Source organism: Pseudomonas sp. HD6422, assembly GCF_025377065.1.
Taxonomy (GTDB): Bacteria; Pseudomonadota; Gammaproteobacteria; order Pseudomonadales; family Pseudomonadaceae; genus Aquipseudomonas; species Aquipseudomonas putida_U.
This window is the reverse complement of sequence record NZ_JAHWIW010000003.1, coordinates 193,770-219,248: the sequence shown is the minus strand read 5'-3', so window position 1 is coordinate 219,248 and position 25,479 is coordinate 193,770. Positions and strand designations below refer to the sequence as shown.

The 25,479-nt window shown below is 55.9% G+C and carries 28 protein-coding genes; 22 read left to right on the top strand and 6 right to left on the bottom strand.

Annotation, left to right across the window (positions count from 1 at the left end; genetic code table 11):
• Positions 1-615: 615 nt before the first annotated feature.
• The 3 genes from KY379_RS03355 to KY379_RS03345 all read left to right on the top strand — a co-directional run bounded on the left by KY379_RS03355 (position 616) and on the right by KY379_RS03345 (position 4,257).
• Positions 616-1,779, top strand: a complete 1,164-nt coding sequence (locus tag KY379_RS03355) for a phosphoadenosine phosphosulfate reductase family protein (protein WP_084859112.1) — start codon at positions 616-618, stop codon at positions 1,777-1,779.
• Positions 1,780-2,863: 1,084 nt separating this feature from the next.
• On the top strand, positions 2,864-3,172 hold the full coding sequence (locus tag KY379_RS03350; protein ID WP_084859110.1) for a hypothetical protein: 309 nt from the start codon (positions 2,864-2,866) through the stop codon (positions 3,170-3,172).
• The gene (locus KY379_RS03345) at positions 3,169-4,257 is read left to right on the top strand and encodes a hypothetical protein (RefSeq protein WP_102059454.1); all 1,089 of its coding nucleotides are present in this window, start codon (positions 3,169-3,171) and stop codon (positions 4,255-4,257) included. The genes KY379_RS03350 and KY379_RS03345 overlap by 4 nt, the downstream gene beginning before the upstream one ends.
• Positions 4,258-4,879: 622 nt before the next feature.
• Here KY379_RS03345 and KY379_RS03340 read toward each other — a convergent pair.
• Genes KY379_RS03340 through KY379_RS03330 form a run of 3 tightly spaced genes read right to left on the bottom strand, consistent with a single transcriptional unit; the run spans position 4,880 to position 6,806 of the window.
• Complete coding sequence (locus tag KY379_RS03340) at positions 4,880-5,470, bottom strand: hypothetical protein (protein WP_176705103.1); 591 nt, start codon at positions 5,468-5,470, stop codon at positions 4,880-4,882.
• A 25-nt stretch (positions 5,471-5,495) separates the two neighbouring features.
• On the bottom strand, positions 5,496-6,152 hold the full coding sequence (locus tag KY379_RS03335) for a hypothetical protein (protein WP_102059455.1): 657 nt from the start codon (positions 6,150-6,152) through the stop codon (positions 5,496-5,498).
• 3 nt (positions 6,153-6,155) lie between these two features.
• Positions 6,156-6,806, bottom strand: coding sequence for a hypothetical protein (locus tag KY379_RS03330; RefSeq protein WP_253249192.1), 651 nt, complete (start codon positions 6,804-6,806; stop codon positions 6,156-6,158).
• A 306-nt stretch (positions 6,807-7,112) separates the two neighbouring features.
• Between KY379_RS03330 and KY379_RS03325 the strand changes: the two genes are divergently transcribed.
• From KY379_RS03325 to KY379_RS03290, 8 genes are all read left to right on the top strand, one after another.
• Positions 7,113-7,388, top strand: a complete 276-nt coding sequence (locus KY379_RS03325; protein ID WP_102059456.1) for an RNA-binding protein — start codon at positions 7,113-7,115, stop codon at positions 7,386-7,388.
• 167 nt (positions 7,389-7,555) lie between these two features.
• A complete protein-coding gene (locus KY379_RS03320; protein WP_084851355.1) occupies positions 7,556-7,888 on the top strand; it encodes a hypothetical protein in 333 nt (110 codons plus the stop codon).
• A 42-nt stretch (positions 7,889-7,930) separates the two neighbouring features.
• The gene (locus KY379_RS03315; protein ID WP_102059457.1) at positions 7,931-8,536 is read left to right on the top strand and encodes a hypothetical protein; all 606 of its coding nucleotides are present in this window, start codon (positions 7,931-7,933) and stop codon (positions 8,534-8,536) included.
• Positions 8,537-8,547: 11 nt separating this feature from the next.
• On the top strand, positions 8,548-9,372 hold the full coding sequence (locus KY379_RS03310) for a hypothetical protein (RefSeq protein WP_102059458.1): 825 nt from the start codon (positions 8,548-8,550) through the stop codon (positions 9,370-9,372).
• A gap of 452 nt (positions 9,373-9,824) precedes the next feature.
• Positions 9,825-10,199 carry a hypothetical protein gene (locus KY379_RS03305; protein ID WP_084851349.1) on the top strand — a complete coding sequence of 125 codons (375 nt, stop codon included), beginning with the start codon at positions 9,825-9,827 and terminating at the stop codon, positions 10,197-10,199.
• Positions 10,200-10,247: 48 nt separating this feature from the next.
• Positions 10,248-11,147: a hypothetical protein gene (locus KY379_RS03300; protein WP_256592561.1), complete on the top strand. Its 900-nt coding sequence runs from the start codon at positions 10,248-10,250 to the stop codon at positions 11,145-11,147.
• A gap of 66 nt (positions 11,148-11,213) precedes the next feature.
• Positions 11,214-11,828, top strand: coding sequence for a DUF262 domain-containing protein (locus KY379_RS03295; protein WP_256819826.1), 615 nt, complete (start codon positions 11,214-11,216; stop codon positions 11,826-11,828).
• Between the two features lie 89 nt (positions 11,829-11,917).
• The gene (locus tag KY379_RS03290) at positions 11,918-12,580 is read left to right on the top strand and encodes an OmpA family protein (RefSeq protein ID WP_181727125.1); all 663 of its coding nucleotides are present in this window, start codon (positions 11,918-11,920) and stop codon (positions 12,578-12,580) included.
• 2 nt (positions 12,581-12,582) lie between these two features.
• On the opposite strand, the gene KY379_RS03285 is transcribed toward KY379_RS03290, so the two are convergent.
• Positions 12,583-13,275 (bottom strand): YcbK family protein, encoded by a 693-nt coding sequence (locus KY379_RS03285; protein ID WP_249414261.1) that lies wholly within the window; start codon positions 13,273-13,275, stop codon positions 12,583-12,585.
• A gap of 206 nt (positions 13,276-13,481) precedes the next feature.
• Here KY379_RS03285 and KY379_RS03280 point away from each other — a divergent pair, with 206 nt between their 5' ends.
• From KY379_RS03280 to KY379_RS03260, 5 genes are all read left to right on the top strand, one after another.
• Positions 13,482-14,126, top strand: a complete 645-nt coding sequence (locus KY379_RS03280) for a hypothetical protein (protein ID WP_102059461.1) — start codon at positions 13,482-13,484, stop codon at positions 14,124-14,126.
• Between the two features lie 80 nt (positions 14,127-14,206).
• A complete protein-coding gene (locus KY379_RS03275) occupies positions 14,207-15,580 on the top strand; it encodes a hypothetical protein (RefSeq protein ID WP_102059462.1) in 1,374 nt (457 codons plus the stop codon).
• 824 nt (positions 15,581-16,404) lie between these two features.
• Positions 16,405-16,809: a hypothetical protein gene (locus KY379_RS03270; RefSeq protein WP_145994179.1), complete on the top strand. Its 405-nt coding sequence runs from the start codon at positions 16,405-16,407 to the stop codon at positions 16,807-16,809.
• A 162-nt stretch (positions 16,810-16,971) separates the two neighbouring features.
• Complete coding sequence (locus KY379_RS03265) at positions 16,972-17,502, top strand: hypothetical protein (protein WP_084859097.1); 531 nt, start codon at positions 16,972-16,974, stop codon at positions 17,500-17,502.
• A gap of 1,076 nt (positions 17,503-18,578) precedes the next feature.
• Entirely contained in the window at positions 18,579-19,106 is a 528-nt protein-coding gene (locus tag KY379_RS03260; RefSeq protein WP_102059464.1) for an HD domain-containing protein, read from the top strand.
• Between the two features lie 123 nt (positions 19,107-19,229).
• Here the strand turns inward: KY379_RS03260 and KY379_RS03255 are convergent, their stop codons facing one another.
• Positions 19,230-19,706 (bottom strand): hypothetical protein, encoded by a 477-nt coding sequence (locus KY379_RS03255; protein WP_102059465.1) that lies wholly within the window; start codon positions 19,704-19,706, stop codon positions 19,230-19,232.
• 204 nt (positions 19,707-19,910) lie between these two features.
• Here KY379_RS03255 and KY379_RS03250 point away from each other — a divergent pair, with 204 nt between their 5' ends.
• The 5 genes from KY379_RS03250 to KY379_RS03230 all read left to right on the top strand — a co-directional run bounded on the left by KY379_RS03250 (position 19,911) and on the right by KY379_RS03230 (position 24,447).
• Positions 19,911-20,333 (top strand): hypothetical protein, encoded by a 423-nt coding sequence (locus tag KY379_RS03250; protein ID WP_102059466.1) that lies wholly within the window; start codon positions 19,911-19,913, stop codon positions 20,331-20,333.
• A 433-nt stretch (positions 20,334-20,766) separates the two neighbouring features.
• Positions 20,767-21,435: a hypothetical protein gene (locus tag KY379_RS03245; protein WP_145994180.1), complete on the top strand. Its 669-nt coding sequence runs from the start codon at positions 20,767-20,769 to the stop codon at positions 21,433-21,435.
• 75 nt (positions 21,436-21,510) lie between these two features.
• On the top strand, positions 21,511-21,828 hold the full coding sequence (locus KY379_RS03240; RefSeq protein WP_084851327.1) for a hypothetical protein: 318 nt from the start codon (positions 21,511-21,513) through the stop codon (positions 21,826-21,828).
• 110 nt (positions 21,829-21,938) lie between these two features.
• Complete coding sequence (locus tag KY379_RS03235) at positions 21,939-22,973, top strand: hypothetical protein (protein WP_102059468.1); 1,035 nt, start codon at positions 21,939-21,941, stop codon at positions 22,971-22,973.
• A gap of 538 nt (positions 22,974-23,511) precedes the next feature.
• Positions 23,512-24,447 carry a tetratricopeptide repeat protein gene (locus KY379_RS03230; RefSeq protein WP_084851324.1) on the top strand — a complete coding sequence of 312 codons (936 nt, stop codon included), beginning with the start codon at positions 23,512-23,514 and terminating at the stop codon, positions 24,445-24,447.
• On the opposite strand, the gene KY379_RS03225 is transcribed toward KY379_RS03230, so the two are convergent.
• Positions 24,444-24,749: a hypothetical protein gene (locus tag KY379_RS03225; protein WP_139813941.1), complete on the bottom strand. Its 306-nt coding sequence runs from the start codon at positions 24,747-24,749 to the stop codon at positions 24,444-24,446. The two genes, KY379_RS03230 and KY379_RS03225, sit on opposite strands and share 4 nt — an antisense overlap.
• Before the next feature lie 200 nt (positions 24,750-24,949).
• Here KY379_RS03225 and KY379_RS03220 point away from each other — a divergent pair, with 200 nt between their 5' ends.
• Entirely contained in the window at positions 24,950-25,339 is a 390-nt protein-coding gene (locus KY379_RS03220; RefSeq protein WP_084851322.1) for a PleD family two-component system response regulator, read from the top strand.
• The last annotated feature ends 140 nt before the right edge of the window (positions 25,340-25,479 follow it).

The window sequence follows — 25,479 nt, the reverse complement described above, 5'->3', positions numbered from 1 at the left end:
CAGTTAAGGCCGACTGTTGCACCTAAGGGTGCACATCAATGGATGGGGGTCATGAGACCCGTAGAAGGAAGTTCTAATGTCGCACTCAATGATGGTTCGCGTTGCGGGACGCAATGGTGAGATGGTTGAGGTAGAACAGGTCGACCTGTTCAAACACCGTATAAACGAAACGGAGTTCACCTTGTCAGTCCATACAGATCCTTCAGCGGTAGGTTCGCAAGGCAAGCGGTCTCTGGCCGTTAGCCTGTATGAGACTGGTTGCAGGCTGACAAGCCTCAGAATAGGCGACGAGGTTGCCTCCCTGGGCACTTCGATTGAGCTAGAAGACATTCGGTACCGGGTACTGTCGACTCTCGATGACCTGGTTGCTGAGATAGGCAGTTCGAGGCTTTCGACTCTGCTTGGCAACTCACTTCTAGAGCAAGCCCACTTCAACTCGTAGGCCACCTGCCACTTGCAGGATTGCTCGATCTTCGCTGCGGTAATCCTGCCACTCCATTCTTGCAACCCTTCCCAACCGCGGAAGGGATGATGCATGTCTGTCTACCAAGTGGTTCTGGCACATGAGAATGTCGCACACCATAGGTCATCGAATTTAGCCCAGGACCTATCGCCATGCCCATGCTCCCGCCAGTTGCCACTACCCCGGAAATTGACAGCGTCCTACAGCAGAAGACTGTTGTCGCTTTCGGTGTGAGTGGCGGTAAGGACAGTATTGCTGGGTTGATTGCTACCCACCGGTATCTGAACAGCATCGGGTTTACAGGGCCACGTCTTGCCGTTCATGCAGACCTGGGCAGTGTGGAGTGGGATCAAAGCCTGTTCAAATGCCAGGAAGCAGCTGAAAAGCTCGGCTGGGAGATGGATGTCACCACTCGACAGGCTGGCGGGATGATGGAGAGATGGCTCTCGCGGTGGTCGAATAACACCCAGCGCTATACCGATTTAAGCTGCGTTCAATTGATACTGCCGTGGTCAACCCCTTCCATGCGGTTTTGCACCAGTGAGTTGAAAGTCGCCGTAATTCGAAGCCGTTTGAAGAAGTTGTATCCAGATTATAACATCGTTAATGCTACCGGTATTCGTCGAGAGGAATCATCCAGCCGGGCAAAGATGCCCATTGCGAAACACGACCCTCAGACTGCTCGCCGAGGTTTTGAAGGTTACCAATGGAACCCGATAATTGAGTGGAGCGTGGGAGAGGTGTGGGGCGCGATTGCAAGCGAAGGTTTAGACCCTCACGAAGCCTATACCCGTTTCAACATGAGTCGTGTGTCGTGCAGGTGGTGCATCATGTCTTCGGGACCAGATCTCTACAACGCTACCCTGGATCCAGCTGGACACGAGCTTTACCGGCAAATGGTAGACTTGGAAATCGACTCTACATTCGCCTTTCAGAGCAACAAGTGGCTTGGGGACGTGAACCAAACCCTGTTATCCAGCGAAACCAAGGATCGCTTGGAGCTCGCCAAAGCCGCGGCCGCCCGCCGGAAAGTGCTCGAGGCCGGTATTCCGAATCACCTACGTTTTGAGAAGCAATGGCCAACCTGCATCCCTTCCCTCCAGGAAGCATCACTGCTCGCGGAAATTCGCATAGAGGTGGCTGCGGGGATTGGACTTAACATCAAGTGCACTGACGCCACTAGCGTCATTCAGCGCTATGAGGAACTGACCGAGTTGAAACATCTCAAGCACGGCATTCCCGGTCCTGAAGATTTGGGGCTGGAGCAGCTAATACCGGCCGTCCAGATCCAGCCTCAACAGCTTTCGTTTTTCTGAGCGCTAGATCATGAATTCGCATACATCTCTTCCACGTGCTTTGCGCCGGATACGTCTGGAGCCTCTGGCACTCTCTCGACTCATAGCGCCAGCTCGCGCACTAGACCTCGCAGATTCATGGGAGATCGATGTTGAACGAATCGAAGAGTTGGAGGAACTGCCTCTCCCCAGGTTGGACCTCCTCACCTGGCTTGGCTGCATCCAAGCCCATCCGCACTCTGACCCATCCTGGAGCCAGTACACATTCGTGACACTAGCTCTTCAGGCCCATCACACCTTTGAGATGATGCACGCCCCCGGGATGGTGTCCTCGATGAGCGTCCGGCCTGGCGATCTGTTCGCATTTCAGCCAGAAAATTTGCACTGGATTCGAGCGGATGGAGATGTTGGCTTTCTCTCACTGCAGTGGGCTATACCCAGGGACGACTTTCGCGAAGTCTATCGGGAGATCCGCAGGGGACTCGCTGACGCCGGCCTGCGTTCGGTCAAAGTACCTACGGCTCTCAGCAGTTGGAAAGCCACAATTGGAGAGGAATGGCTGTGATCGTGTACACCTTCCCGGCGACCGTAGTGAAAGACGTCCGCAATCCGCCCTTGAACACACAGTCCGCACCGGGGGCCGAGCAGTATCCAACCTCTGGCATCAGCGGTCTGCCAGGCGTATTTGCTACCGCGACGAGTTGGCTCGTTTGCGAAGCCCTGTGGCCCGACCGAGCTTCTGCAGATGCACCAACCGCAGAGATTCATTTCTCAGTACACGCGGACCACTCGCTCTCTACCGTCGACGATCTTAGCGGGGCCCTGCGAGAGCAGGGAATCTTTGCTGCGACTCTGTTCGCTCAGCAGCCTGGGCCTCTGACATGGTTGCGACCTCACTCTGCATTTAGCGTCGATTACATAGGTTTGAAGTGGGTTGTGCCTCGGGCTAGCCTTGAGACCGAACTGGAACGCCTTGCTGCTGCAATCACTGATCTAGCCGGTGAACCCCCGCAGCGCGTTGCATCCCCAGAATTTTGTTAGGGGGTTTTGGCACGCGCATTGTGGCCTCATCATGCAATCATTGAGCATTGACTGAGGTATCCGTATGACAAGGACTATCGTTCCTGAACCAGTGCTTTTCTTCCTGCACTCTGTTTACATCCCGTATAAATACAGAAATGGAAGCACGAGAAATTACGTAGCGGAGACTGATTTCGGAATCGAGGCCGAAAGCAAGCGCCTGTGTAAGAAGTATGAATTGACCTTTGACGGATCAGTATTCTTCAGCCACTCCGCGGTGCGCCTCCACGGTAAAAACCTTGCAAACCTTCAAGCTGCTAGTGCGGAGCTTTCCGATTTTTTGAAGGCGCAGGCTGGCCTTATGTTCACAGAAGTGGAAGAGGAGCTCGTGTGAAGAGATTCATGCTTGTAGCCGCCAGTCTGCTCTTCTCTGCAGCGTCGTATGCAGCCGAGTCAAGCTCCAAACAAGTCGACAAACGACTCGTGCCGGCGCAGATCAACTTCGTTGCGCCCAAGGCTCCCCAGGACATTCCTGAGGTGTTCATCGACGGATACATCCATCGCCCCACTGTCGAGGCGTTTCGTAAGAACGGCTTCCTGAAAGACAGACAGGTCGGTTTTGTCTATTTCAACTCCCATGGGGGTGATCTCATCGCTGCCATGGAGCTAGGACAGCTCATTCGGGAGCGAGGGTTTTCGACTCGAATAGGGGCTTGGAACGGCCCCAGTACAAATCCGAGCCCGGGGTACTGCGAAAGTGCCTGCCCCTTCGCATTCGCCGGCGGGGTCTTCAGGCTTATGGATGGTGTGTCCAAGATGGGGGTGCATCAATTCTTCAAGGCCAGCGGCGTAACGGGTGACACCGATATCGCAACGGGTCAGATCACCTCCACCCTTCTCGCTAACCACCTTAGCAATTTGGGTATCGACCTCCGCTTGCTGGAGGTCGCTGGCCAGGCTGGCCCGGCTGAGATGAATTACCTGACCCCACTTGAGTCCTACGAGTTGGACTTGGTGAATGCGGGGTCGCTACCGGCGACCTGGACAATTCGAGGAGAGCACGGGCTTGTGTACCTGATGGGTGAACAGACGAAAATCACCGGTACCGGCCGTATAGGCATGTCGTGTAATGCAAGAGGCGGTGTATCCATGGCCGCATTCTACAAGGCATGGTACGACACCAGTCTGCTCGGGATGATGGACAGCTTGTCCCTGACGGTTGATAACAAGAGCTTCCCTGTGCGCAACGGCAAGGTGGGGCCCAGCCTCAAGAACGGATTTTCCTACATCACCTTCGATCCGACTCCTGAGCAACTGACCGCATTTAGAACTGGCCGCACAGTGGGCTTGTCCTACGAAAAAGTTGGGACCGACTTGAAGGCTCGCTTTACTGTCGATGTGAACGATGCCCAGGGGATGATCGACAGCTTTGCCCAGCTCTGTTCCGGCTCGCGTCCTACATTCGCTGAAAAAATATGAGCATGATGGCCACGTCTTCGCACGCGATGCGTGGGCTGAAACATCGCCGCCAGGAAACAGAACGCAACAAAGCTACCCGCGGCTGTAACCCACCGCCCTCTCAGGGCCTGGACCCATTGGGCTAAAATCAGGCTCTGCCATTCCTTAGGCACTATGAGCCGATTGATAGAGGTTTTTTTATGGGAAGCATGTATTTCTGGCTGCGCAGTCCAATGGGCCTGGTTCTCATCGCAATGATGTCTATCCTGCCAACACTGGCGATCGCCACCTGGCTAGGCAATACGTCGGATTTCCTGGCGCTACTGGTCGGTGTAGGAATTGCTGCTCTAAGGCAGTTAGCTTGGATGCGATGGGGAGACGGATCAGATTAAGGGGACCCCTTTGATGGCCACCAGCTACTGACTTTGCGCTCACATGCCCACATGTTGGATTTTCAAGTACACGCCTGCTCATGTGCTAAGGGGCGATGAGGTCGGTAGCGAGCAGCTCCAGTTGATCCTTCTCGACTCAGAAACGGCGCTGGGCCGGCCCATGCGCTGCATTGTGGCCAAGTACGGCTCGACAAAGGTCTAGGCTTCATCGACATATTACGCAGCCGTAGCGGGGCCAGCAGCTGAGTTGATCAACGGAGCAGAGTGAATGTGAAGCAACCTGGACATTGCCGCTCCATCCATTCCTTGGCGCGTTCGCTCAGAAAATACCCACGATAAACATCGCCTTTGAAAAAGTCGGCCTGTTCATCGGCCTTAAGCACCTTCAGATACTGGCCGAGGTCAGCAGGTCCGTGCTGTGGGTCCTTGAACAAATTGAGCTTGCCGACGACTAATGCTTGCCAATACTCCGGCATGCTCTTAGCCAATGCCGGGTCATGCGGCAAGGTATCGATGATCGACGTCGGCCCCCCTTCCAGATCGAGGTAGTCGGTAATGGGCTTGCTGGTATCCCAGTGCAACCAGTCGATGTGCACGATGTGGGTTTTTTCCAGATGCTCAAAACGGCTGATGCCCTTCAACCCGCTTTTTTCCAGGGCTTGCTTGACCGGTTCGGTGAGTACCAGCGATCCCGATCGTATATACGCAGCCGGGGTAAAGGGGCCGGCGCGCATGATGCTGTCTATGTCGGTATCCTCATCCCAGGCGATCATTCCCTGAAGCAGTGCTGTGCCCCAGTCTCCCCAAGGGGATGGCAGGTTGTCCAAATAGTAGATTTTCATGTCAGAGGCATACTCTTTCGGCCACTCAGGCGTACTGAACGAAAAAGAACCCGGCTTCGTCGCCTTGTTTTTTTCGTCGGGCTTGCTTGTCCAGATAAATGTAACCGATGCCATCCTGGAAGATCCCTTCCTGCTGGGGGGCCCAGCGGCTGATTTCGTAGTCGGTCAGTTGTAAAAGAAGCAGGTACCGGCTTGGAACATAGATGGGATCTTGCATCCAGGCTGCTCGACCGAGTTGCTTGCTGATGCCAAGACCTGAGTCCTCGTCTTCGTGCTCTTCGGCGAATTCCTCGTCGGTCATTGGCTCGAAGTCGATAAAGCGACGCTCCAGCAAGAGCGTTCCAGGCGGGGCTGGTAACTCCTCCTCACACAGCCGGTGGAGAATGAACCGTGCGTAACCATTGTGGATACCGGGTAGCTCCGCTTGCTCATGAAGTGAGTAGCGGGTGGCGACGGATTGCTTGAAGCCGCCAGCGCGCTGTTTTCGAGCTGTGATGAATACTGTGGCAGCCATGCCGAGCGGAAAGATTTTAGCCGGCAGGAAGTATTCCGTGACCGTACACAGAGGCGTCATCGGTTCCTGAGTGTCGGGCGACAAAGGCCACAAGCCTGGGTCGTCCATGCGGACGCTGCCCCCCACTTGCCCGAGGCCTTTATCTTCTTCGGTAAATATGATTTTCATGGCTCAGGTGAACTGAATGAAGAAGAAACCGGCGTCGTCGCCTTCCTTGCCACGGCGCGCCTGCATGTCCACGAAAAGATATCCGATGCCTTCGCCGAACAACCCAGCATGTTGGGGGCTGGCTTCGGCCACGTCGGCGTCCACCAGCTGCATCATGAACATGTAGCGCGGTGGTTCGTAGATAGGGTCCTGCAGCCAGCAGGGGCGGCCGCTGGGTTTGCTCAGGCCAATCCCGCTGTCCTCGTCCTCATGCTCTTCGTCACGCTCCTCGGCAGTCATTTCTTCAAAATCGATGAGCGCTCGTTTCAGCAGCAAGGGGGCATTGCTGGGCTCTAGTGGCTGGCTGGCGAGTTCATGCAGGATGACCCGGGCAAAGCCAGCGCTGATGACGTTCTGCAGCTCCGATTGCTGATTGACTGTATAGCGGCGCTGGAGCGGGCGGCTGAACCCGCCGTCCTGCTTTTGTTCGACGGCGAGGAAAACCGTGATAGCCATGCCTGGCGGGACGAACCGGGCTGGTTGGAACTGTTCGGTCAGGGTCAGAATGGGCGTCAGCAACCCACCGGTCTGCGGGTTGGCCGGCCACAAGGAAAGGTCCTTGAGCAAAGGCGCACCACCGATCTGGCCGAAGCTACGGTCTCGTTCGGATAACATGATTTTCTTCAAGGCTAGTAACACCCTTTGCTTTTGGCGAACGACTTGGCTCAGCGCCGGGCCGTTGTGATTTCTTGGATTGTGTCATCTCCCTAGCTGACCAGCTATCGCGTACATGGTGCTAATGGAGGCGACGTGCGTGGCATTGGGTTCCCCACAGAACATCTGACACCCCTAGAACGGTCAACGAGCGTTAGGCTGGGAGATAGAATCCCAGATATTGGCATCGACCCGTCTGATGAACACGCCGCCTTGGGCGTATACCGATGACTGAGTTGTCAACCCAACACGATGTGAGATCACCAAGTGAAGATTATTACCATTAACCTGATCGGTACCTATTTCCATCAGATCAAAGCCGGGACTAAGACCTTCGAGTACCGTCTGCGCACGCCTTTCTGGCGGAAACGGCTTGAGGGTCGTGCTTACGACATGATCCGAATCTGCTGGGGGTATCCAAAGAAAGGTGACACTAATCGAGTCCTCATGCGGCCTTGGCGCGGCTATGAGGAACAGACCATTCAGCATGAGCACTTCGGCATCGAGCCTGTGAACGTGTTTGCTATCCATGTAGCTGAATAGGGTTCTGGCACGGTCACGATTAGTGAGAATGCTCAACACCTCAGGAATGCCCGCATTGCTCTTTGAAGATCAGCCTTAGAGGTTCTTAGCTAAATCCGGACCCCCATTTTGGGTTTGGGCGTAGCAGGACGCGGGTTAGCCTGTAGGTTTACCTACTAGGAGTGAGCATGAGCCAGCATTTTTTGAAGTTCTTCCACGAAAGAAGCGGGTGCGACGTGCGAATTCAGCTCGGCTGGGATCGCCCGCTTCAAGGCTTTTACCTGGTTGCTCTCAAGGAGGATCAGGACTCGCTGCCTGATGACGATGACGGGGTGGTCTACAGCAATCTCAATGGCGTTGGCCATCCCAAAGACCTGAGCATTTTCAAGCAGGTCAGTAATCAACTTGGCTTCCCGATACCAGATGTGATGTGGCGAGCCGCTTACCTGGACTCCCAGCACAACGCTGTCAACAAGCAGGTGTTCTACGCGGCTGACGGCCGTGTGGTGGCCCCATTCTGATGCCCACAGCCAGAACAGCTGGCCCACAAAAGGACTTTCGCATTGGAACAGTTCATCCTCCAGGATTCACGGGGATTGATCGGAAGCAGGATTAGCTGGTGGCGGGAAGGTGGGTCTTACACCACGAATATCGACCAAGCTCAGATTTTTACCTGCGAGGAAGCAGTTGCCCAGCATGCCTCCCGGGAGACTGACATTCCCTGGCCCCTGGTGTTCGTCCGGGCTCGCCGTGAGCTGGCCGTCGACTTCCAGTACATCAACATTCACTGGGTGCCTCAGGCGGGGACTGACTTGTGCTATGTCGCGGCGAGGTTCGACTTCGACGGCAACGACATGTACTGGGTCAGCCCCGCAGGCCAAACAACTGATCTCACCCATGCCTCGGTTTATACGCTCAATGAGGCGTGTGCGCGGTTCGGGAGTGAGGCTGCTGCACGCACCCGACACATCTGGCCCAAGGCATACATTGATGCTCAGGCCCGTTACATCGCCTCTGCTGACGCTATGAAGGTCTCGCAGGCGCTCGAGGCTACGGGCATCAAGTTGGTTCAGCCCGCCCGCAGCCGCAAGAAATCACCTCGCTGCGATGGTTGTGGCCAGTTCATGGCTGCATACCTGGCCCCAGGCTTCTGCAGCGAATGCCGCTAAGGAAATTTTTTATGTCTCAGATCGTCCCCGAGGAGCGCGCATTGAATCGGTATCGGGAGGTTGTGGCCGCGGCCGGAGCGCAAGAGAACCAAGTGCTCGACAAATCGGTGCTGTATCAACGCCTGTTAGCCGGCCTCCGGCCCTTGATTCTGCCTCCACCACTCAATCACAGTTACCCCTGGTACCGCGTAGTCGAATCCGATAGCCCAGTATCAATTCCATTCGGGCCAGAAGAGTGGACCCCTGATTGGGACAGCCGCCACGGCGTCTTAATCTGTCAGTCCGTTTGGACCCAGCTGGAAGTTGAAGTCGCCAGCGACCTCACCGTGACTTGCCCTGGTTGGGACGCGATGGGTTTCGTATGGCGGGTATGGCAGGCCGATGAGCCAGCTAGTGACGCCACAGCCACCCTCTGCTGCTGGCATCGTGATGATGTCAGCAGCCTCACAACCCCCGAACTGGTGAAGGCGGAATGTCGCTGGCGGATTGAGCGTGAAGCCGCCTGGGTCTCTGCTTCGGGCAAAATGGACGACGAAGCACTCTGGGCTGCAATCATTTCCTCAGGCCAGGCCGGCAAACCCGGCGATCGGTTTGCTGGATTCTTAGCCAGTCAGTGCGTGATGCACATCCGTGCTCTCAAGGAGCAACGAATTGCGGATGGCTTGCCGCTTGACCTCACTCCAGCTGAAATCGAAGCGAAAATTGAAGCCGATATGTCGAAACTCCTTGGTGATTCTTGGTTTGTGCGAGATGGGCAACTCTATCACCGCACTTGGCTGATCCAACGTATCTCCCCAGCCACACTTGGTACTGAGCACTACCTTGAGCCTGCATGACGGGGACGGGCCCCTGATAGATCCTCGCAGGGGCTCGTGGCACACAGCTGGCTAGGGGAGCATGGCCTTCTCTAAATCAACCGGACATTTCACGATGAGCCTCAACCCATCACGCACTTCTCCCGGTGCGCCGGCGACCATGACTGCCGCCTGTGTCGTAAGACCCTTGGACCGGGTCACTTATACCCCACATGAGCCATCAGGCCTGGCACCGATCATCAAAGGCACAGTCTTCGACGTGCTGGACACACACTCGGGCAACCGGCGGGTACGGATAGTGCGAGAGGGAGAGGATTTCCCTTTTGGTTTATCGGTAAATGTCTACAGCAACCTGGGCACCTTTGAGACTCACGGTGTGCTAGATACGCAGGTACACCCTGCAGTTGCTTGATAGCCCCCGCTTCTGGCACACCCCAGCGATGGTGATCATGGCGTTTTCTTAGGAGAACGTCATGACACATCACCGCCGTATGCAGTTGATGCTGAGAAACCCCAGAGCAATGATGGAGTTCAGTTGCACAGGCCGTTTGCCGGCGGACAACACCCCGGCCAGCCCCCTTATCGCCTTGATCGAGTCGATCCCACCCAGGTACCGCACTCGAATCACCAGCGTCGTGGTTGGGCCTGCCCTTGGCTACCAAGGCCACCATCGTTTCCACAACCTGGCTCAGGCTTTGAACTGGTTGAAACCTAGCCATGTATCAGCCTCATATCCCAGCGAGAGTTGGCGTTTGAAGCGCTTCTCGACCGCGCTCACCATCAAAGATTTGGCACCGCATTGCCAGTTGCCCGAACAGATCGAGAAAGAACTCACGCGTACTCTCTAGCCAGGGCTTCTGCCACCTCCCTACCCCTCTGATGATGGTCTCATTCAAATGGAGATCATCATCATGCAGCAGCAGCCAAGCACCACCTCGGCCCCTCTACACGAACTGCCAACGCCAAGCTGGCTGCAGCCCTACCGCGATGGTGAGCGTATCGGCCGATCGCAAGCCCTCAAAGCGTACAGCGCGTACTATTGTGTTGACGGGACAGCTGACACCGATGGCGCCATTGAGGAACGAATTGCCCCTCAGCGTACCCCGATGGTTCCTTATGCCAGTCGGACGGGCACTAAGAAGAATCTGGACGCCATGCGTGCCAACGGCTGGGGTCTGCTGGTTTCAGCAAAGGGGGTGCTACGGACAGAGGGCTTCCAGGAGGTCATGCTCGACAATGGTGCGTGGTCGGCTTACACCCAGGGAGAGGCATTTGATGAGAACGCGTTCACCAAAGCTTATAACCTCCTAGGTGAGCGAGCCAAAATGGTAGTCGTTCCAGATATCGTCGCGGGTGGACTCAAGTCCTTGGACTTTTCGCTTAAGTGGCTTGACCGCCTAGCGGGAGGCCCCTCGACGCTCCTACTTGCTGTCCAGGATGGCATGGTTCCAGATGACGTCCGTGACCTCCTAAATCCGGGGGTGGGCATCTTTGTGGGGGGCACCAGTGACTGGAAGCTGCGGACGGCTCATAGCTGGGGAATCCTCGCGAGACGTCGATGCTGTCATCTGCATGTGGGTCGAGTGAATAGCGCGAAGCGGATGCTTCTTTGTTCTGCAGCAGCAGGTGCGCACTCAGTAGACGGCACTTCGGCATCGATGTACTCAAAAACGGTAGCTCCACTCACTGCGGCCGTTAACTATGGCGAAGCGCAAGCTGATTTCTTCTCGCCCAACGGCCAGGATTTTGATGCGACCGACTACGACTGCGCCTGGCCGGCCGATCTAGCCCGGTAGCTACTGGCACGAGATCTCTGACCGCATACTGCAGCCAATTCAACTTACCGCCATTCTGGAGCACTCATGAACCTCGAGTCCGTCAAATCGCTGCTATCGCTCGACCCTAGCGCGCATGCTCAAAACACCGCCCTTCTTCGCCAGCTGATCATGCCTTTGGATGCGGCCAAGCAGGAGATGAACTATCAGTTCAAACGAGCATTGCCCGGCCTTGAGTCACTTGGGCTTGAGTACGGCGGCTACAATCTTCAGCCGGACTACCAGCGGGGGCATGTGTGGACAATCGATCAGCAGACCGCCTATCTGGAGAATGTCCTGCGAGGCGTCATCGACACCGCGGGCCTGCTGCTCAAGTTCAACTGCCCAAACTGGGAGAATCACAAATACCAAGGGGCACTCCCTCGTGGATTTGAGTGCCTGGACGGCCTTCAGCGACTGACCGCGGTCATCAAGTTCTGTGAAGGAGAGGTGCGACCGTTCGGCCTGTCGGTCGAGGACCTGGCTTACAGCTCATTCTCGGTGACGAATTTCCACTTCCGAGTAGCGTTCTACGACTTTCAGACCCGAGCTGATGTGCTTCGTCACTATCTGGCGTTCAACGGCGGCGGCGTAGTTCACAGCAAAGATGAGCTGGACCGAGTTAAGGGCTTATTGCTGGAAGCCATCGAACGCGGTGAGTGAGAAACGTGGGCTAATCCTAACTATGGTTTTGGGCTTCTGGCACTCCAATATAGCGCTGATCATGGGCTCACCACTTGAGGAGCTACCCCATGAACAACGTAATCAGAACCGCCGCGATCGCTCTCTGCCTGACAGTCTTCACTGGCTGTTCGGTGAACCCTCAAACGGGGCAGCGAGAATTTGATCGAACCGCGATCGGCGCTACCGTGGGCGGGGTCGCCGGGGGGATTCTGGGGGCAGCGGTAGGCGGAGAGCGAGGCGCTCTCGTTGGCTTGGCAGCCGGCGCGGCACTTGGTGGCGGCACCGGCTACTGGATGGACAAACGTGCCGCTAAGCTGCAGGAAGAGTTGAAGCGAAAGGGCATGGAGGTGTCCACTGGCATCGACTCGGCAACTGGCCTGCAAATGCTTACGATCCAAGCCCCAGCTGATGTGGTATTCGCCTCCGCCTCGGCTGACCTCAACCCCAGCGCATTCCAAGGTCTCAGCGCCATCTCCAGCGCTTTGAAAGGCCAGGCAAATCTTCGTGTCGAGGTGACAGGTCACACTGATGCCACTGGTAGCCCTCTACTCAACAAGCTGTTGAGCTCTGCACGCGCACAATCTGTCGCCCAGTATCTATACGCCGGGGGTATCCCGGCTCAGATGATTGCCGTGCGTGGCGTAGGATCACTCATGCCGATTGCCAGCGATGCAACACCGCAAGGACGAGCACAAAACCGTCGTGTAGAGATTCGCATCAAGCAGGTTTAACGCTAAGCGTAAACGATGCGCCCGTGCTCAGGCACATCTGGCCGGGCGAACAACCTGTCCAGGTCGTCGGGGGTATACCCTGCTAGCCAACTGTCCTGATGCGGAAGGAGAACCGCGCCGCGCCAGCTCCTCACCGCGCCCACGTCCAGATGCACGAACTTTTTGGCGATGTAGGTGCCTACCCCCCCAACCCCGATCACCTTTATCAGATTCGCAAGTGGTTCCGTCCCCACCCCTGGGATGCGAATGTCGGCAGCCTTTGCCTTGACGTGCATCGAGTTCAACGCGGCCCCCTCAAGCGACGAGTTGAACTCTGGCGTTCTGTACCCGCTATTGATCAGTATCTTGGCCGGCAGTTGCTTGACTCGCAGGTATGCACTAGCAATCCACAGCAGGTCCAGCAGCTTGGCGTCGATCTGAACGGTTTTCTTCGAAACCACATCTCTGAGGAGGGTGCAGGCGATCGCATACCCATGCTGGTCCCAACCCACCCCCTTCCGGTAGTAATAGAACCTCGCCTTCTCGCCCGATTGCGGGCGCTCCAGGTCAAGAAATCGATCTCGATCCAGCAGTACTGCGCGCCAGTCCCGTTGCATTGCGCCATATGCGATCGAAGGGACGGTCGCCATCGCAACTGGTGTTGCGAGCGCAGCGGAGAGAATTTGCCGACGGGTTAATAGCGATTTTTGACTCATGACTGGGCATCAATTGGCTAAAGCTGCCCCGAGTGTATTGCTGTCACCTGGCGATGACATCCCAAAACAGGTGATCGTTTTTCGAATCCTCAGCTCGAGTTCAGAGTCGAGACCTACACCCGCCATGTGCCATGGACGTGGGTCTAGGTGATTCTGGCACGGGCGATAAAGCCTGAGTATTTCTCCAACGATAACTGGAGATTCTCATGCCTCAACCCACCCCTTCCCTGCGCACTGTTGGCCGAGTACTAACCCATGCAGGTCAAGAACACTTCGCCTATTTGGCCATCCATCCCCAGCAGGATTTGGCTTTGCTGGAAGCTCACTCTCTCGACGTTGGTACCGCGCCTGGCATCAAGATCATTGCGGATAGTGAGAAGTTTCTGCTTCTGACCGAGGACGATCATCTGGCGTTCCTGAGGGGTGGCGCAGGCAAATTGGCGGCCGATTCAATCGTGGATTGGCTCATCGAGCTGGAGTTTGCAGATGAAGTCGAGTGGCACGGTTGCGTTACCGAGGTTGCTCTCGAGCTAGAGAATCCGCTGCCCAGGATGGTGCTTGGGTATTACCCGCGGGCTGAAGCTGAGGCGATCGCCGCGGTGCTCACCCCCGACCCCCAACTCGCGCGCCTAAACACAAATGCGATCTTGGAGGCCGACAGTTCGGGCAATGTTTACCACTACCAGCTCCGCTACCCCGGCGACATGGATGACACGGTCGTATTCGTTCGTGCGCTCGACTGCGAATCGGGCTTGGACTTCGCCAAGAACCATTTGCGCACTCTGCGCAATGGCGCGCCTGACATTGAAATCGTAGGGATCAATACAGGCCTGCTGGCTTGGACTGTCTGACGAATTTCGGACAACCACTTTGGCTGGTGGCACGTGATGTCCCCGGTAACATTTACTCCATCCAACACTGAGACATACCAATGAACTCCTGCGAAATCCTGCGTGCTCTTGATACCGTTGCAGCCGTGTCAGGCAAGAACGAAAAATCCGTGCTTTTGACCGCCTATATGGTTGATCCAACCTTTGAGCGAGTGATGAAGCTCATGCTCAACCCGCTCATTAGCTTCTACAAGCGCCCTGCCCGATCCAAGGTTTTCGGCACCGAGCAGTTCAGCGACGATACTTGGTCCTTGCTTGATCGCCTGGCTACCCGCCAATTGTCCGGCAATGCTGCCGGTCATGCTGTTGACCGCGCCCTTTCCACCCTCACGCCAGAATCCTCAGAGCTGCTGTGGCGCATTCTTCACCGAGATACTCGTGCAGGGTTTTCCGAGGGTTCGATCAACAAGATCAAGCCGGCGACAATCCCAGAAGTACCCTACATGCGCTGCGGCTTGCCGTCTGATGTCGATCTGGACCTGTGGCCGTGGGCACGTGGCATCTATGTTCAGCAGAAGGCTGACGGCACCTTCTTCAGCCTCACAGTCAGACAGGGCGGCGTCACTATCAACAGCCGCACCGGCTTCGAGTGGCCATTGGAGTTCTATGGCGAGCTTGGTGATCTTTTCGCCACCTTCCCTGACGGCCAGTACCACGGTGAGATGCTTGTCTACGAAGATGGCAAGGTACTCCCACGCGAAGTCGGTAATGGCATACTCACTTCCGTGAACAAAGGTTCGCCGTTCCCTATAGGCTGTACTCCTGTGCCTCATCTGTGGGACGTTATCTCACTGGATTCGCTCACCCGTCGGGGTACATGCCAGACCGCCTATGCCGATCGCTTCGCGACAGTTCAGAAGGTTGTTGAGGGCTTGGGGGGCGGGCTGGTCCAGGTCATTGAGACCATCATCGTCCACTCCCTCGACGAGGCTTACGCGGTTTCCGGCAGATACATCCGCGAAGGTAAAGAGGGTGCTGTAATCAAACATCCCGACGGGATTTGGCGCGACACAGGCTCAGGCGCCTCGCCGGATGCAATCAAAATCAAACTCCAGGCACCCTGCGAGTTACGCATTACTGGCCTGACTCCGGGGAAGGGCAAAAACGCGAAGACCTTCGGTTCTCTCGCCTGTGCGAGCGAATGCGGGCAGCTGGAGGTGAATATTTCGGGCTTCTCTGATGAGCTGCGGCTTGAGATTTCCAAGGACCCAGATCGCTTCATCCGTTCGATCATCACAGTCAAGTTCAACGACATCACGAAGCCCAACAAGAAGACCAAGCTGTACAGCTTGTACCTCCCGCGCTTCGGAGAGCTGCGACCCGATCGGAGCAGTGCAGATACTCTTGAGCGCATCCAGCAGCAGCTGAGTGACGCCAAGGTCGCGATCGGAATGATCGAGAAGCAGGCTGCGTGAGCAAAGGCCCCGCTGGATTGTTCAGCGGGGCGTACATACTTGCTCACTGGCTCGAGCGCTCTTGCCAGTTCCCGCGCCCCGAGCTTTCGCCCCAACGGCGGCACTTAACTCATCCTCCAGGGGTGGCCATGAATCCCGCAGCTGAATTTTGTAGGCTGTTTTCGGCTTGTGGCCCCAGCCAAGCAGTGCTAAAAAGGTCACGTTCTAAGCCCAATCCCAGATTGAGGCACCCTGTCTATCTCGACGTTATTCCGTCTGATTTGCAGGGACTTATCGGGCCATCAGTCACTTCTGGCGGTCCTTTAGGTAGATACTGTTAGATCAATCAAAATCCGTAGTGAGGTTCCGAACCTCCCTACACATCTTGATCTCATCGACTTTTGTTGGTGACGATCGCACTGCCCTTCCTTGAAGGTGCTTCCCCAGACGGCAGAGATCACATCCTGCCGTTCAGGCTTGGTGTTTTCTCTACCTCACGGTTTGAGCGCCTAGCATGGAGCCTTGCTTTTGCATTGCTTTTGGGTAATTCGAAATCCATTGCGCAGAACACGGCCCTTCCGGCTGTGTGGATCTTATCGGCTTGCCGTTTCGGTCCTCCTTGACCCGTCGCAAATGACTGAACTGTCCGCCTCCAACCTCCCGCACCACGTGCTCGAGGTCCAAGCGGTTCAGTTTGACCTTCCGCATAAGCGGTTCCCTCCGGTAAGGCCTGACACTTCCAGGCTTTAGCCAGGTTGATGTTGGTTCCCTCCACCGTCCGCCTGGCCTTAGAGCACCAGGTGTAATCAATTATTCCCAGTGCTCTACTGGCGAGAGAAATGATGATGAAAAAGTTCGAACTCAACGCAAATTCGGCATCCTTTGCAGTCGTCCTTGGCGGCTGTGTGTCTACTGCAGTATTCGTGATGCATCTGTTCAGCACCCTGAGCATCAAGCTTACGTTCGTCCTCGCGATGTCGTATGTGCTGATGGTGCTGTTCGCCATTTGCTATGGCTACTCCTCGCGGGGTAAGTCGCTTCTACGTTTCGTAGATCAGCTGTGGATGTTTGCTGGCGGTTTTGCTCTTGGTTTTTTGGTCGCGATGTCGCGTGGGAATCTCACCTTGGTGGATGCCCTCCCTGACCTATCGCTGGCTTACTTGAGCATTGCAGGCTTCGTTGAGATTGGCCGCCTCTACGCAGAGTGGAGCAAGCCGGTTGAACTGGAGTGCAACCTTGCCAACGCTTGACCGGGCCGCTGCGCGCCGTAAAAAGCTGCGCGCCCCGGTTCAGTAAGGTGCGTTTCACACCATAGGCATTTGCCGCTACCGGATACCCCCACTCTCGGGAAATCCAAAACCCTACCAGGGCACTCCTTGCCCTGGCATGGATGCCCCTCTTCGGAGAGCACCATGGACGTAAGCGCCTTTCGCAACTATTTCTCTGACCAAATCGAGTCGACGCGTGAACTGTTTCATTTCGGCCAATTAAACAAAGGCACTCCTTGCACACTTGAGAAGACCTTGATCCGGGAAATCGAGGCTCGACACGAGCGTTTGCAGGCGGTGTATGCCGAGCTTGATGAGTTCGGCCCAGGCATGATCATGCAGAACGGATCGGGGGATTCGTGGGCGTTGATCTTGCCGGATGCATCAGAACCTGGACGCTTTCGCTACTCAGCATTCAGGAACATAGGCTGGATGAGCCATTTCACCACCGACACCATCGATGAGGCAGTCCTTGAGGCATTCAAGTCTGGGTTTACCCAGGTTGCGCCCCGAGACACTCTCGACAAATTGTCGGTCACTCTGGAGTGGAAGAAAGGTTGTGAGCGTTTGGTACACATTGAGGCCCACCAACGTGGAACTCTGTCGTATGCCGAGATGCTCGCGAAATTTGAAGAAATTGAAGCCAAGTATCACCAGCAGCCGCTGGTAGCTTGAAGTTAGGTATCAAGGTCGGCCGTTCGCGGTTCCCGTCCTGATATCAGGATTGATTGATCTAGCAGGAATGACCCTCACAGCCCAATTCAGGCTGTGAGGGTTTTTTGCTTCTGGCACGGGATGACCCTTCGAAACTGACCGTACACCTGGCTGGCGAACCCTTCGTCGGCGTAACGAACGATTGTGCTAAGGCATGCTCAGCTGCTGCCGATAGCCAGACCTCGGGTAAGCCGTAACTCAGCCTTGTCGATTCAAGCGCTGCCGTTATGGTCAGTAGCCCGGATGGAGGATTTTCAGTGTTTCAAGGAAACCAAGTCGGTTCGTACACCCCCGCTCACAAGGGACTAATCGAGTACCTCAATGATCAAGTGATGGCTCAATTATCCAGCCCAAACGGAGATACCGCTGCATCTGCGCCTGACACCGATCAAGCGGCTGAGTCCGAGCCGGCCGACAGTTCGGCGTCCATCTTTTTCACAGCCAGCCGGCCAAGCTGCAACTGCCCGCGCTGTGCTGTTCTCCGTCACTTGGCCTGATTAGAGCGCGCCCTAGCACGTCGCCTCAAAGCTGGAATTTCGAGGCTCTGTTTTGAGGTGCAATCTGTGTTCTAGACGTTAAGCTCGAAGACAACTTGGTTATCTGTGGGTGCAAACCTGATGCCGCCGTCTTCCTCTTCACGCCTGACCAAATCCACCAATCAGCTGTGTCTCGGTGAGTACATTATGCAGCCTGGCGAGAACACCCTACTGCGAGTGCTGGATTTGGCCCCCAGACGTACACTCACCATCGCGCGCTTGGAAGGCCACTACGCTGGCACCACATTTACTACAGGGCAGCAGCTTGGTCGCCGCTGGGAAGTCATTCCACCGGATGAAGCCAAAGCCCGCCTCGCCCTGGCAGATCAGCCTTCACTCGCAGGCTGATGACAACCTGTCTTCACAAGATGAACTGTGTCACGCTTAGCGCCAGTGCTTGTACAGCTTCGCCTACCTCGAAAGACACTAGGCAGTTCACCAGGCTGATGTCCTGCCGGGCATGGGTTAGCCCTGGTCTCGAACCAACCAGCGAGAGCAGTTATGGATAGTCTCATACGAATCGCCCTTGACCTTGCCACGGAGTGGCACGATGGGGAGGTACGCAAGTACACCGCTGGCGAGCCCTACATCAACCATCCCATTGCTGTCGCTCAAATCGTGGCTTCAGTGTCAGATCGCTGGGAAGACATCGCCGCGGCCTTGCTTCACGATGTCCTAGAGTGCGCTGATGCCATCCGTCCCAGGCGAGAGGATGTGATTCGGAACCGCCTCGGCACAGAGGTTTTGAGATTGGTACTCGAGGTCACCAATCCAAGCCGCCCCACTGACGGTTCCAGGAGTGTGAGGAAGGCAATTGACCGTGAACACCTGGCAAAAGCATCACCGGCCGGCCAGACCTTACGGCTTGCAGATGCTATCCACAATTTCTCGAACCTCGAGCAGCGAAACCCTGCCTTTGCGCTGACCTATGCCAGAGAGAAGGTCCTGATCCTCCCCCTGACTTTGCAAGGCTCTTCAGAGCTACATTCGCGGCTGTCTACGATGATCTCGGCGATTCTGGACAAATAGCACTGAGGAGAGCCCCGGGCTGCGCTTCTGGTGCTGCGCTGGTTGGGGCTGGGTCTGCCAGGGGAGTTTGGGTAGTGAAGCAGGTTCGGGTGGTGCTATCCCACCCTACCGGCCTGGTTGCAATCACTTGCTCTGATCTTGCGAATCTCTCCAAGCCATGTAGGCCTTGTTGTACTTTTTTTGAATCCAAGACGCGAAGCCAAAGCCTGCCAACATTACAGAGATAAGCAGGAGAACCCACCAGTTTTCATTCGTGAATCCAGTTTCTCTCAGAGGCACGCAGACATACGCTATCGAGAAGAAGGCGCCCATCCCTATAGCTAAAGCAATGCTTTGTTTGACGTGTGGAAGATCTGGTGCACCGCGAAGTGGATCGACATCGTCTGGCTGACTCGCCAACCATTTTTTATGGGCTCTGTCGTACTGCACGACGAATAACCCTTCAAGCGCAAACCCGGCTACCCCGATGGTGAGCAGCACATTCTGTAACCAGCCATCGGCAGTCAAAAACTGAGCTGCTATGAGCGCCGCAAGACCTACCAGTGTGGCAATGGGCTTTTTCTGTTTCGGTTCATCTGAGTGTTTGATCAGCGTATCCATTTCGTTTCCTTGGCGGGGTGTTGATGGATGCTATGGTCTATCCCAAACCCTCGCAATCCAAAACCCACCTTCGAAACACAACCGTCCGAGCCGGCGCATGCGACCAAAAGGGCGTCTGTCGTTCGCGCATTTTACCCCGCCGGTGATTCTGCCACGCCCTAGCCTGCTCGATGATGACCTCATCACTTCTACAGGGATGCCCTCATGGCCTGGATCTCCGTTACCCGCGCACTGCCAATCTTGCAGGACTATGAACTGCTCTACCCCCGTTCACTGCCAGTTGCCGTATACCTGGACTCAGGCGAACAAAAAATCGCACGATATGTCCGAATGGATGATGACGGTGACCAGTGGTCTGGCCGCTGGATCAGCGATTGTAGTGAGGGCTGGGACTTGACGCTCAGAGTGACTGACTGGCGTCCCTGCTTCGAGGCCCCCTCCAACGATATTGACCCAGAGCCCATTAAGGGTTTCTTCATTGAACCTGAGCAGCTCGATCAGCTGCGCGCGATCGGGCAGAGCTTGTATGGAGACGGGACCCATATCACCCCGGACCGCCGCCGGGACCTCGCAAACAGGCTTCATACCTTCATCTCGGAAATTGCATCCCAGGGGGTCGAAATCTGAGTGTGTTTTGGTGAGCTATTTTGGATTCGCCCATGACCGGATTCATGGTTGAATGGCTGAAACGTCACGGTGGTCGTAGCGTTTTAGGCGCCGGCAACACCTCCTACTGCTGCAAACCTGTCTGGTCGGTCAGCAATCTTCGGCCTTAAACTAGTGGCGGCTTTGATGTATGGTGCCAACGATTACCAGCCTGCAGTGTTCTCACGAGGCTATCTGCGTTAGGCAGTAGTACTTTTGCTCTGCCCACTTAACAACACATGTGCCCCTGCCGAGGGCGCGACCAGTTACCAGGATCGATACGCGAAGAGTGTGTATGGACCTGGTACCTTTGATCGTTATGAGCCGCTAAGCACCAATGGATTCTGGAAAATTGCGTCAAAATGATATAGCCGGGGTAGATCTTCAGCCCTCCACTCGATTTGAGCTCGTTTACATGCGTCGCCGGGAGTTCCTGCCCTTAGCAGACTCCACCGACGCTGATGAAACGCCGGATGTGGATGAGGACCCCGACACTGGACCACCCGTCCATGAGCGCTCCAAGCGCTGGCAGTCTCAGGATGCATTCGAGATGCGCCGGATTACGAAGCTTCAAAGCAAGACGGGTGAAGTCATCGGATATCGGCCGATGATTCAGAAAGGTCACGGTTCGGATCGTGAGCGCCCAAATAAGTCCTTTCGAGCATCGGACTTCGGCGGATCCCTCGATGAGGCGCTCCGCCAGGCCAAGCTCTGGCGCGACAGCACTGAAGTCAAGCTTGGCATCAAACCTGGCAGCCTCCGTTCCAAGTCAAGCGTAAGGCCCTGGTCTGGTGTTTCCCTCATCGTCGCTAAGTCCCCCGATGGACGCTCCTACTGGGGAAGCAACCACGTAATTGGCATCAAGCCCTTGCGGACCTATATCGGCAGGCGGTCTTACACCGATGCATACCACGACTTGATCCAGCGAATCGCCGAGCGCGACGGTATACCTCTCCCTGAAGAACTGCCGGCTCCTCCCCCTCCTCGTGCTGACCAATACCGACGCATGACGAAGGCCGGTTTAACCGGAATTCCTGAGCCATCATCCCGTCGGCGAAAATCCAGGAAAGAACCTAGCCGCTGATTTTGGATGCATCACTTTGACTGGCGATTTCGAGCGGTTGGGTTACGTTATCGGCATGTGATCAAGGATATGTCGATGATGAAGTACTTTGCCCCGTTACTGCTTCCGCTGCTTTTGTCTGGCTGCGGTGACAGCATCAATGGCGCCTATCAGGCGGCCATCCAGTATGCCGATGAGCAGCCCCGCCCTGTGGGCCTCGCCATCATCCAGAAAGACCAGATTGTGGCTGACGGCAGAGCTGTCGCGGTTTCTGAATGGAAGCACGATGGTTCGACATTCACTGCATTCGATGCCAATGGTAAACGCCTGGCTCAACTCGTGCGCAACGAAGCTGGGGACCTTGTGCAGACTCTTCCGATGAGCAAGGTCATCTATCGGAAATTCGAGTTCTAGAACGCGAGTCTCTGTAGCAGTGCCCCTGTCTAGTCCTGGGCAGTGGGCCCAGCTGCGATCCGAATGAACAGTGTCGCTCTTCGTTGCTAGGGCGAATCCAGGGATTAAGAATGCGCTTGCTTCACCGTTTTGTATCTGCAGCTCTTCTGTGCGCTACCACGAGTTTTGCGGTAGCCAATGATGTACGAATCCTGCCCTCTGCTACATCAGGCAATGCCTCGCCGCCAGAGGTTTATCTGTCGGGTGACATCACTGCCGGTACCGTTACCCAGCTGGCAGGGCTGATTTCGGAGAAAGGTCTACAGGGATCGATTCTCTACCTAGACTCCGCCGGCGGCGACCCTCAGGCAGGGATGGACCTCGGTAGCCTCATCAGGCGGTCGAATATGAACACCGCGATCGGCAAGCCTGGCACAAGTCCAGGTCACCCCACCGCTGGACGATGCATGAGTGCGTGCGTGCTGACGTTTGCCGGCGGCAAATTCCGGTACATCGATCAGGCTGCGCAGGTTGGGATTCACCGCTTCTACCGTCGAACTGCCATGTCGACCGACCTCGATGTCGCTCAAGTGATGTCCGCGGCCATCACCGCCTATCTAATCAAGATGGGCGTGTCCCCTGCTCTGTTCGAGCGGATGGTTCAGGTCGGACGTGGGAAAATGGAGATCCTGGGTCACGCTGACGCAGCCAAACTCAATCTGGTCAACAACGGGGTTCTTCCGGCCGAGTGGGGGATTGAGGGTAAGCAGGGTCAGGTTTACCTCATGGGCAGTCAACAGACGTCAAACGGCACTGGAAAAATCATCATGACCTGTGCCCCCGGTCGGCGAGTGAAATTCTCAGCGCTGTATGACGGCGGCGACAATAACGCGTTCATCATCCGCAACGCTAAGAACTACAGCCTTCGGATTAACCAGCAGTTCCTGCCCGTTTCCACTTTGCTGTCCCAACCGACCATCAGCGGGGATTATGTTCTAGCCAGCTTCATCCCAGATGAAAACATGCTGTGGTCGATCACAGGAGCTGAGCACCTCGGTTTCGGCCTCCATACAAAGGATTCTTCCACGTTTTTCGGCTTCCTGATTGACGCCACCTCTGAGCGTGATCTGGTCCGAAGCTGGATCAAGCACTGCACGGAGCGCTAGGACTTTCGAGCGCGTTGCACAAAGCGAGGATTGCTCCACTTTTCACCCTGGAGTAATCCATGCGGTCTGCAAGCGCCACTACCGCTTGGCACGGTGTTCACCAGCCAGGCGACTGGTGCATCCCAGCACTTCGCCTGCAGTTGATCAGTTGCATCCACTCGCGGCTTTCCAGGTAATCAGCCTGGCGCGCTGTATGATGAGTAGCCCTGTTAATTTCGATGATGCGTTTTGGCTGTGATCAGCTCCGGCATTCTGCAATTATTTGGCCACCCCAAACGTCGGAACTCTATTGCTCATGCGTTTCTCTTCCTTGCCACTTTGCTTGCTCGCGGCTGCAATCACATCAGGGTGCTCGACTCATTCCCAGCAATACTCTACTGGGAATCCTTTTGATGAACCCCTCGCCGCTCCTGAGGTAGCTTCCCGGGCGACCGTGCAAGCGCCTCCGACAAGATCCTCTGTGGCTGCTCTCCCACTCCCCGTTGAGCCGCAACCCTCACCTCAACAGATCAGCTCAACACGAGATACGGATGTCCAGGTGTTCGCCCTGGGTGATGCGCCGTACACGCCCGTGTCAGTGCCCATGCCGGCTGAAGGCCCAAGTGACGAGAAATTGCCATCCCAAGACATGGGTTCCCGCGGCGAGTCCGATGAGGTGCTACAGGAAGCGCGACGAGTAGGTGCTACTGGGGACGTTGCGGGCCACATTTCGCTGCTTGAGCAGGCCGGCTACATGGGTAACCCGGATGCGTTCTACGAGTTGGCCAAGATCTACCTGACTGGGGCCGGAGTGGAGAAAGCTCCTGATGCTGCAATTGGTTTCTTGAACCAGGCCATGAACATGGGCCACGCTGAATCAACCCGGGTGCTGGGTTGGCTTTACGTGATGGGTAGCGGAGTTGGCAAGGACCTGGCCTACGGTGAAATGCTCTTGGGCAAGGCAGCTGAAAAAAGTGTTCGAGCGCAACGTGAGTTCGGGATGGCCCTTACAAACCAAAGAGTTCCACACCTGAACGATATGGAGCGAGGCCTCGAGTATCTGAAGTTGGCTTCTTCAGCTGGGGATTCAGAGGCTACTAAGGCCTATGAGGCTGCCTTCTCGCCACGTGCCGCTGCCCAGAACCTTGCGGCAACCAACACCGGGTCCACCCCCCTGCTGGCCCCCGCTAACGCAGCCGCCCCACGCCAGGCTGTTCGAGATGGGGGTACAGGCCTAGAGGAGCGTGGCCGCAGCGGTGATACAACCGCGTTATACCAATATGCCCTAAACGTATCCTTGGGCCGTATTCGCACAGAGGGTGACCCCCAGTTCAAGGCCTATTGCTGGTACTCCGTTGCCGCAGCTCGAGGGTACGGACCTGCTAAGGAAGAGATGAAGTCTTTGGCTGGGATCAGGACACTGGCAGATAAGCGGTCCCCAGGGCGGATGGACGCCTGTATCGACGAGCTCAATGCGGCAATTGATGGGTACTAGTTTTCCGAACTCACTGCAGCGCGTCCGGTGACTGTGATTTGATAGCCACCGGTTGGCCGCTCCAATGCTTTTACGAAACCGACGCTCTCAAGTCGACGCAAATGGCGGCCTCCCAGAAGGGATTTCCGTGACGCATCGAGATTCCCGTCCAGAGCATTGCCCAGGTCGGCCGGAGTGCTGACTTTTCCACCGATCTGGTTCAGGGTTCTCAGCGCCAGCATATCCAATTCAGAAATGACGACATTCGCTGGCCCTCGCGAGAAGCTGTGGTTTGCAAGTAGGGGCGTTTTTGACTGGCTCATTATCGATTCTGCGATTTCGGGTCCGTGCAACTCTATACCCTCAGTATTCAGAGGCAAGTCATTCTGCCCTTTCGAAAATCGTCACCTGGCCAGGAGCCCGAAAGCCAAAAAAGGTAATACCGTTTTGGCTAGCCAATGGGCCGTTTATCGGCAACCATAGCGCCCGCAAGGAGCAATTCCATTTTCTAGAGGTAGAGTAAATGTCAGACAAGCCACTCCGTGTCATGATCGTTGATGACTCCCGTACCATTCGGAAGGCGGGCGAGGACTACCTGACTTCAGCAGGGTGTGAGGTGGTACTGGCTGAGGATGGATTCGACTGCCTGACCAAGATCAAGGACTTCGAGCCAGACTTCATCTTTGTGGATGTCATGATGCCCAGGTTGGACGGATACGCTGTCACCGAGGTGATCAGATCCCACGCCGAGCTCCAGAAATGCCCGGTTGTCATGCTTTCTTCCAAGGATGGGGTGTTCGATAAAGCAAAGGGCATGGCCGCCGGCGCAACAGATTACCTGTCAAAGCCATTCAAAAGCGAAGACCTGATCGCTTCGATCACCAAGCATCATTCAGGTTTCAGTCCGACCTGAGGAGTCAAGGGCAGAGGGTTGCCGTAAGGCCGGCTCGAGGGTTTTAACGCTCTGCCTCTTGAAATTCTGGTCTCTCCCGTTATTCCTGATCTCACAGGCCAAGGGCCTGATCCACAGGAGCCGAATACGACTCCTCTAAT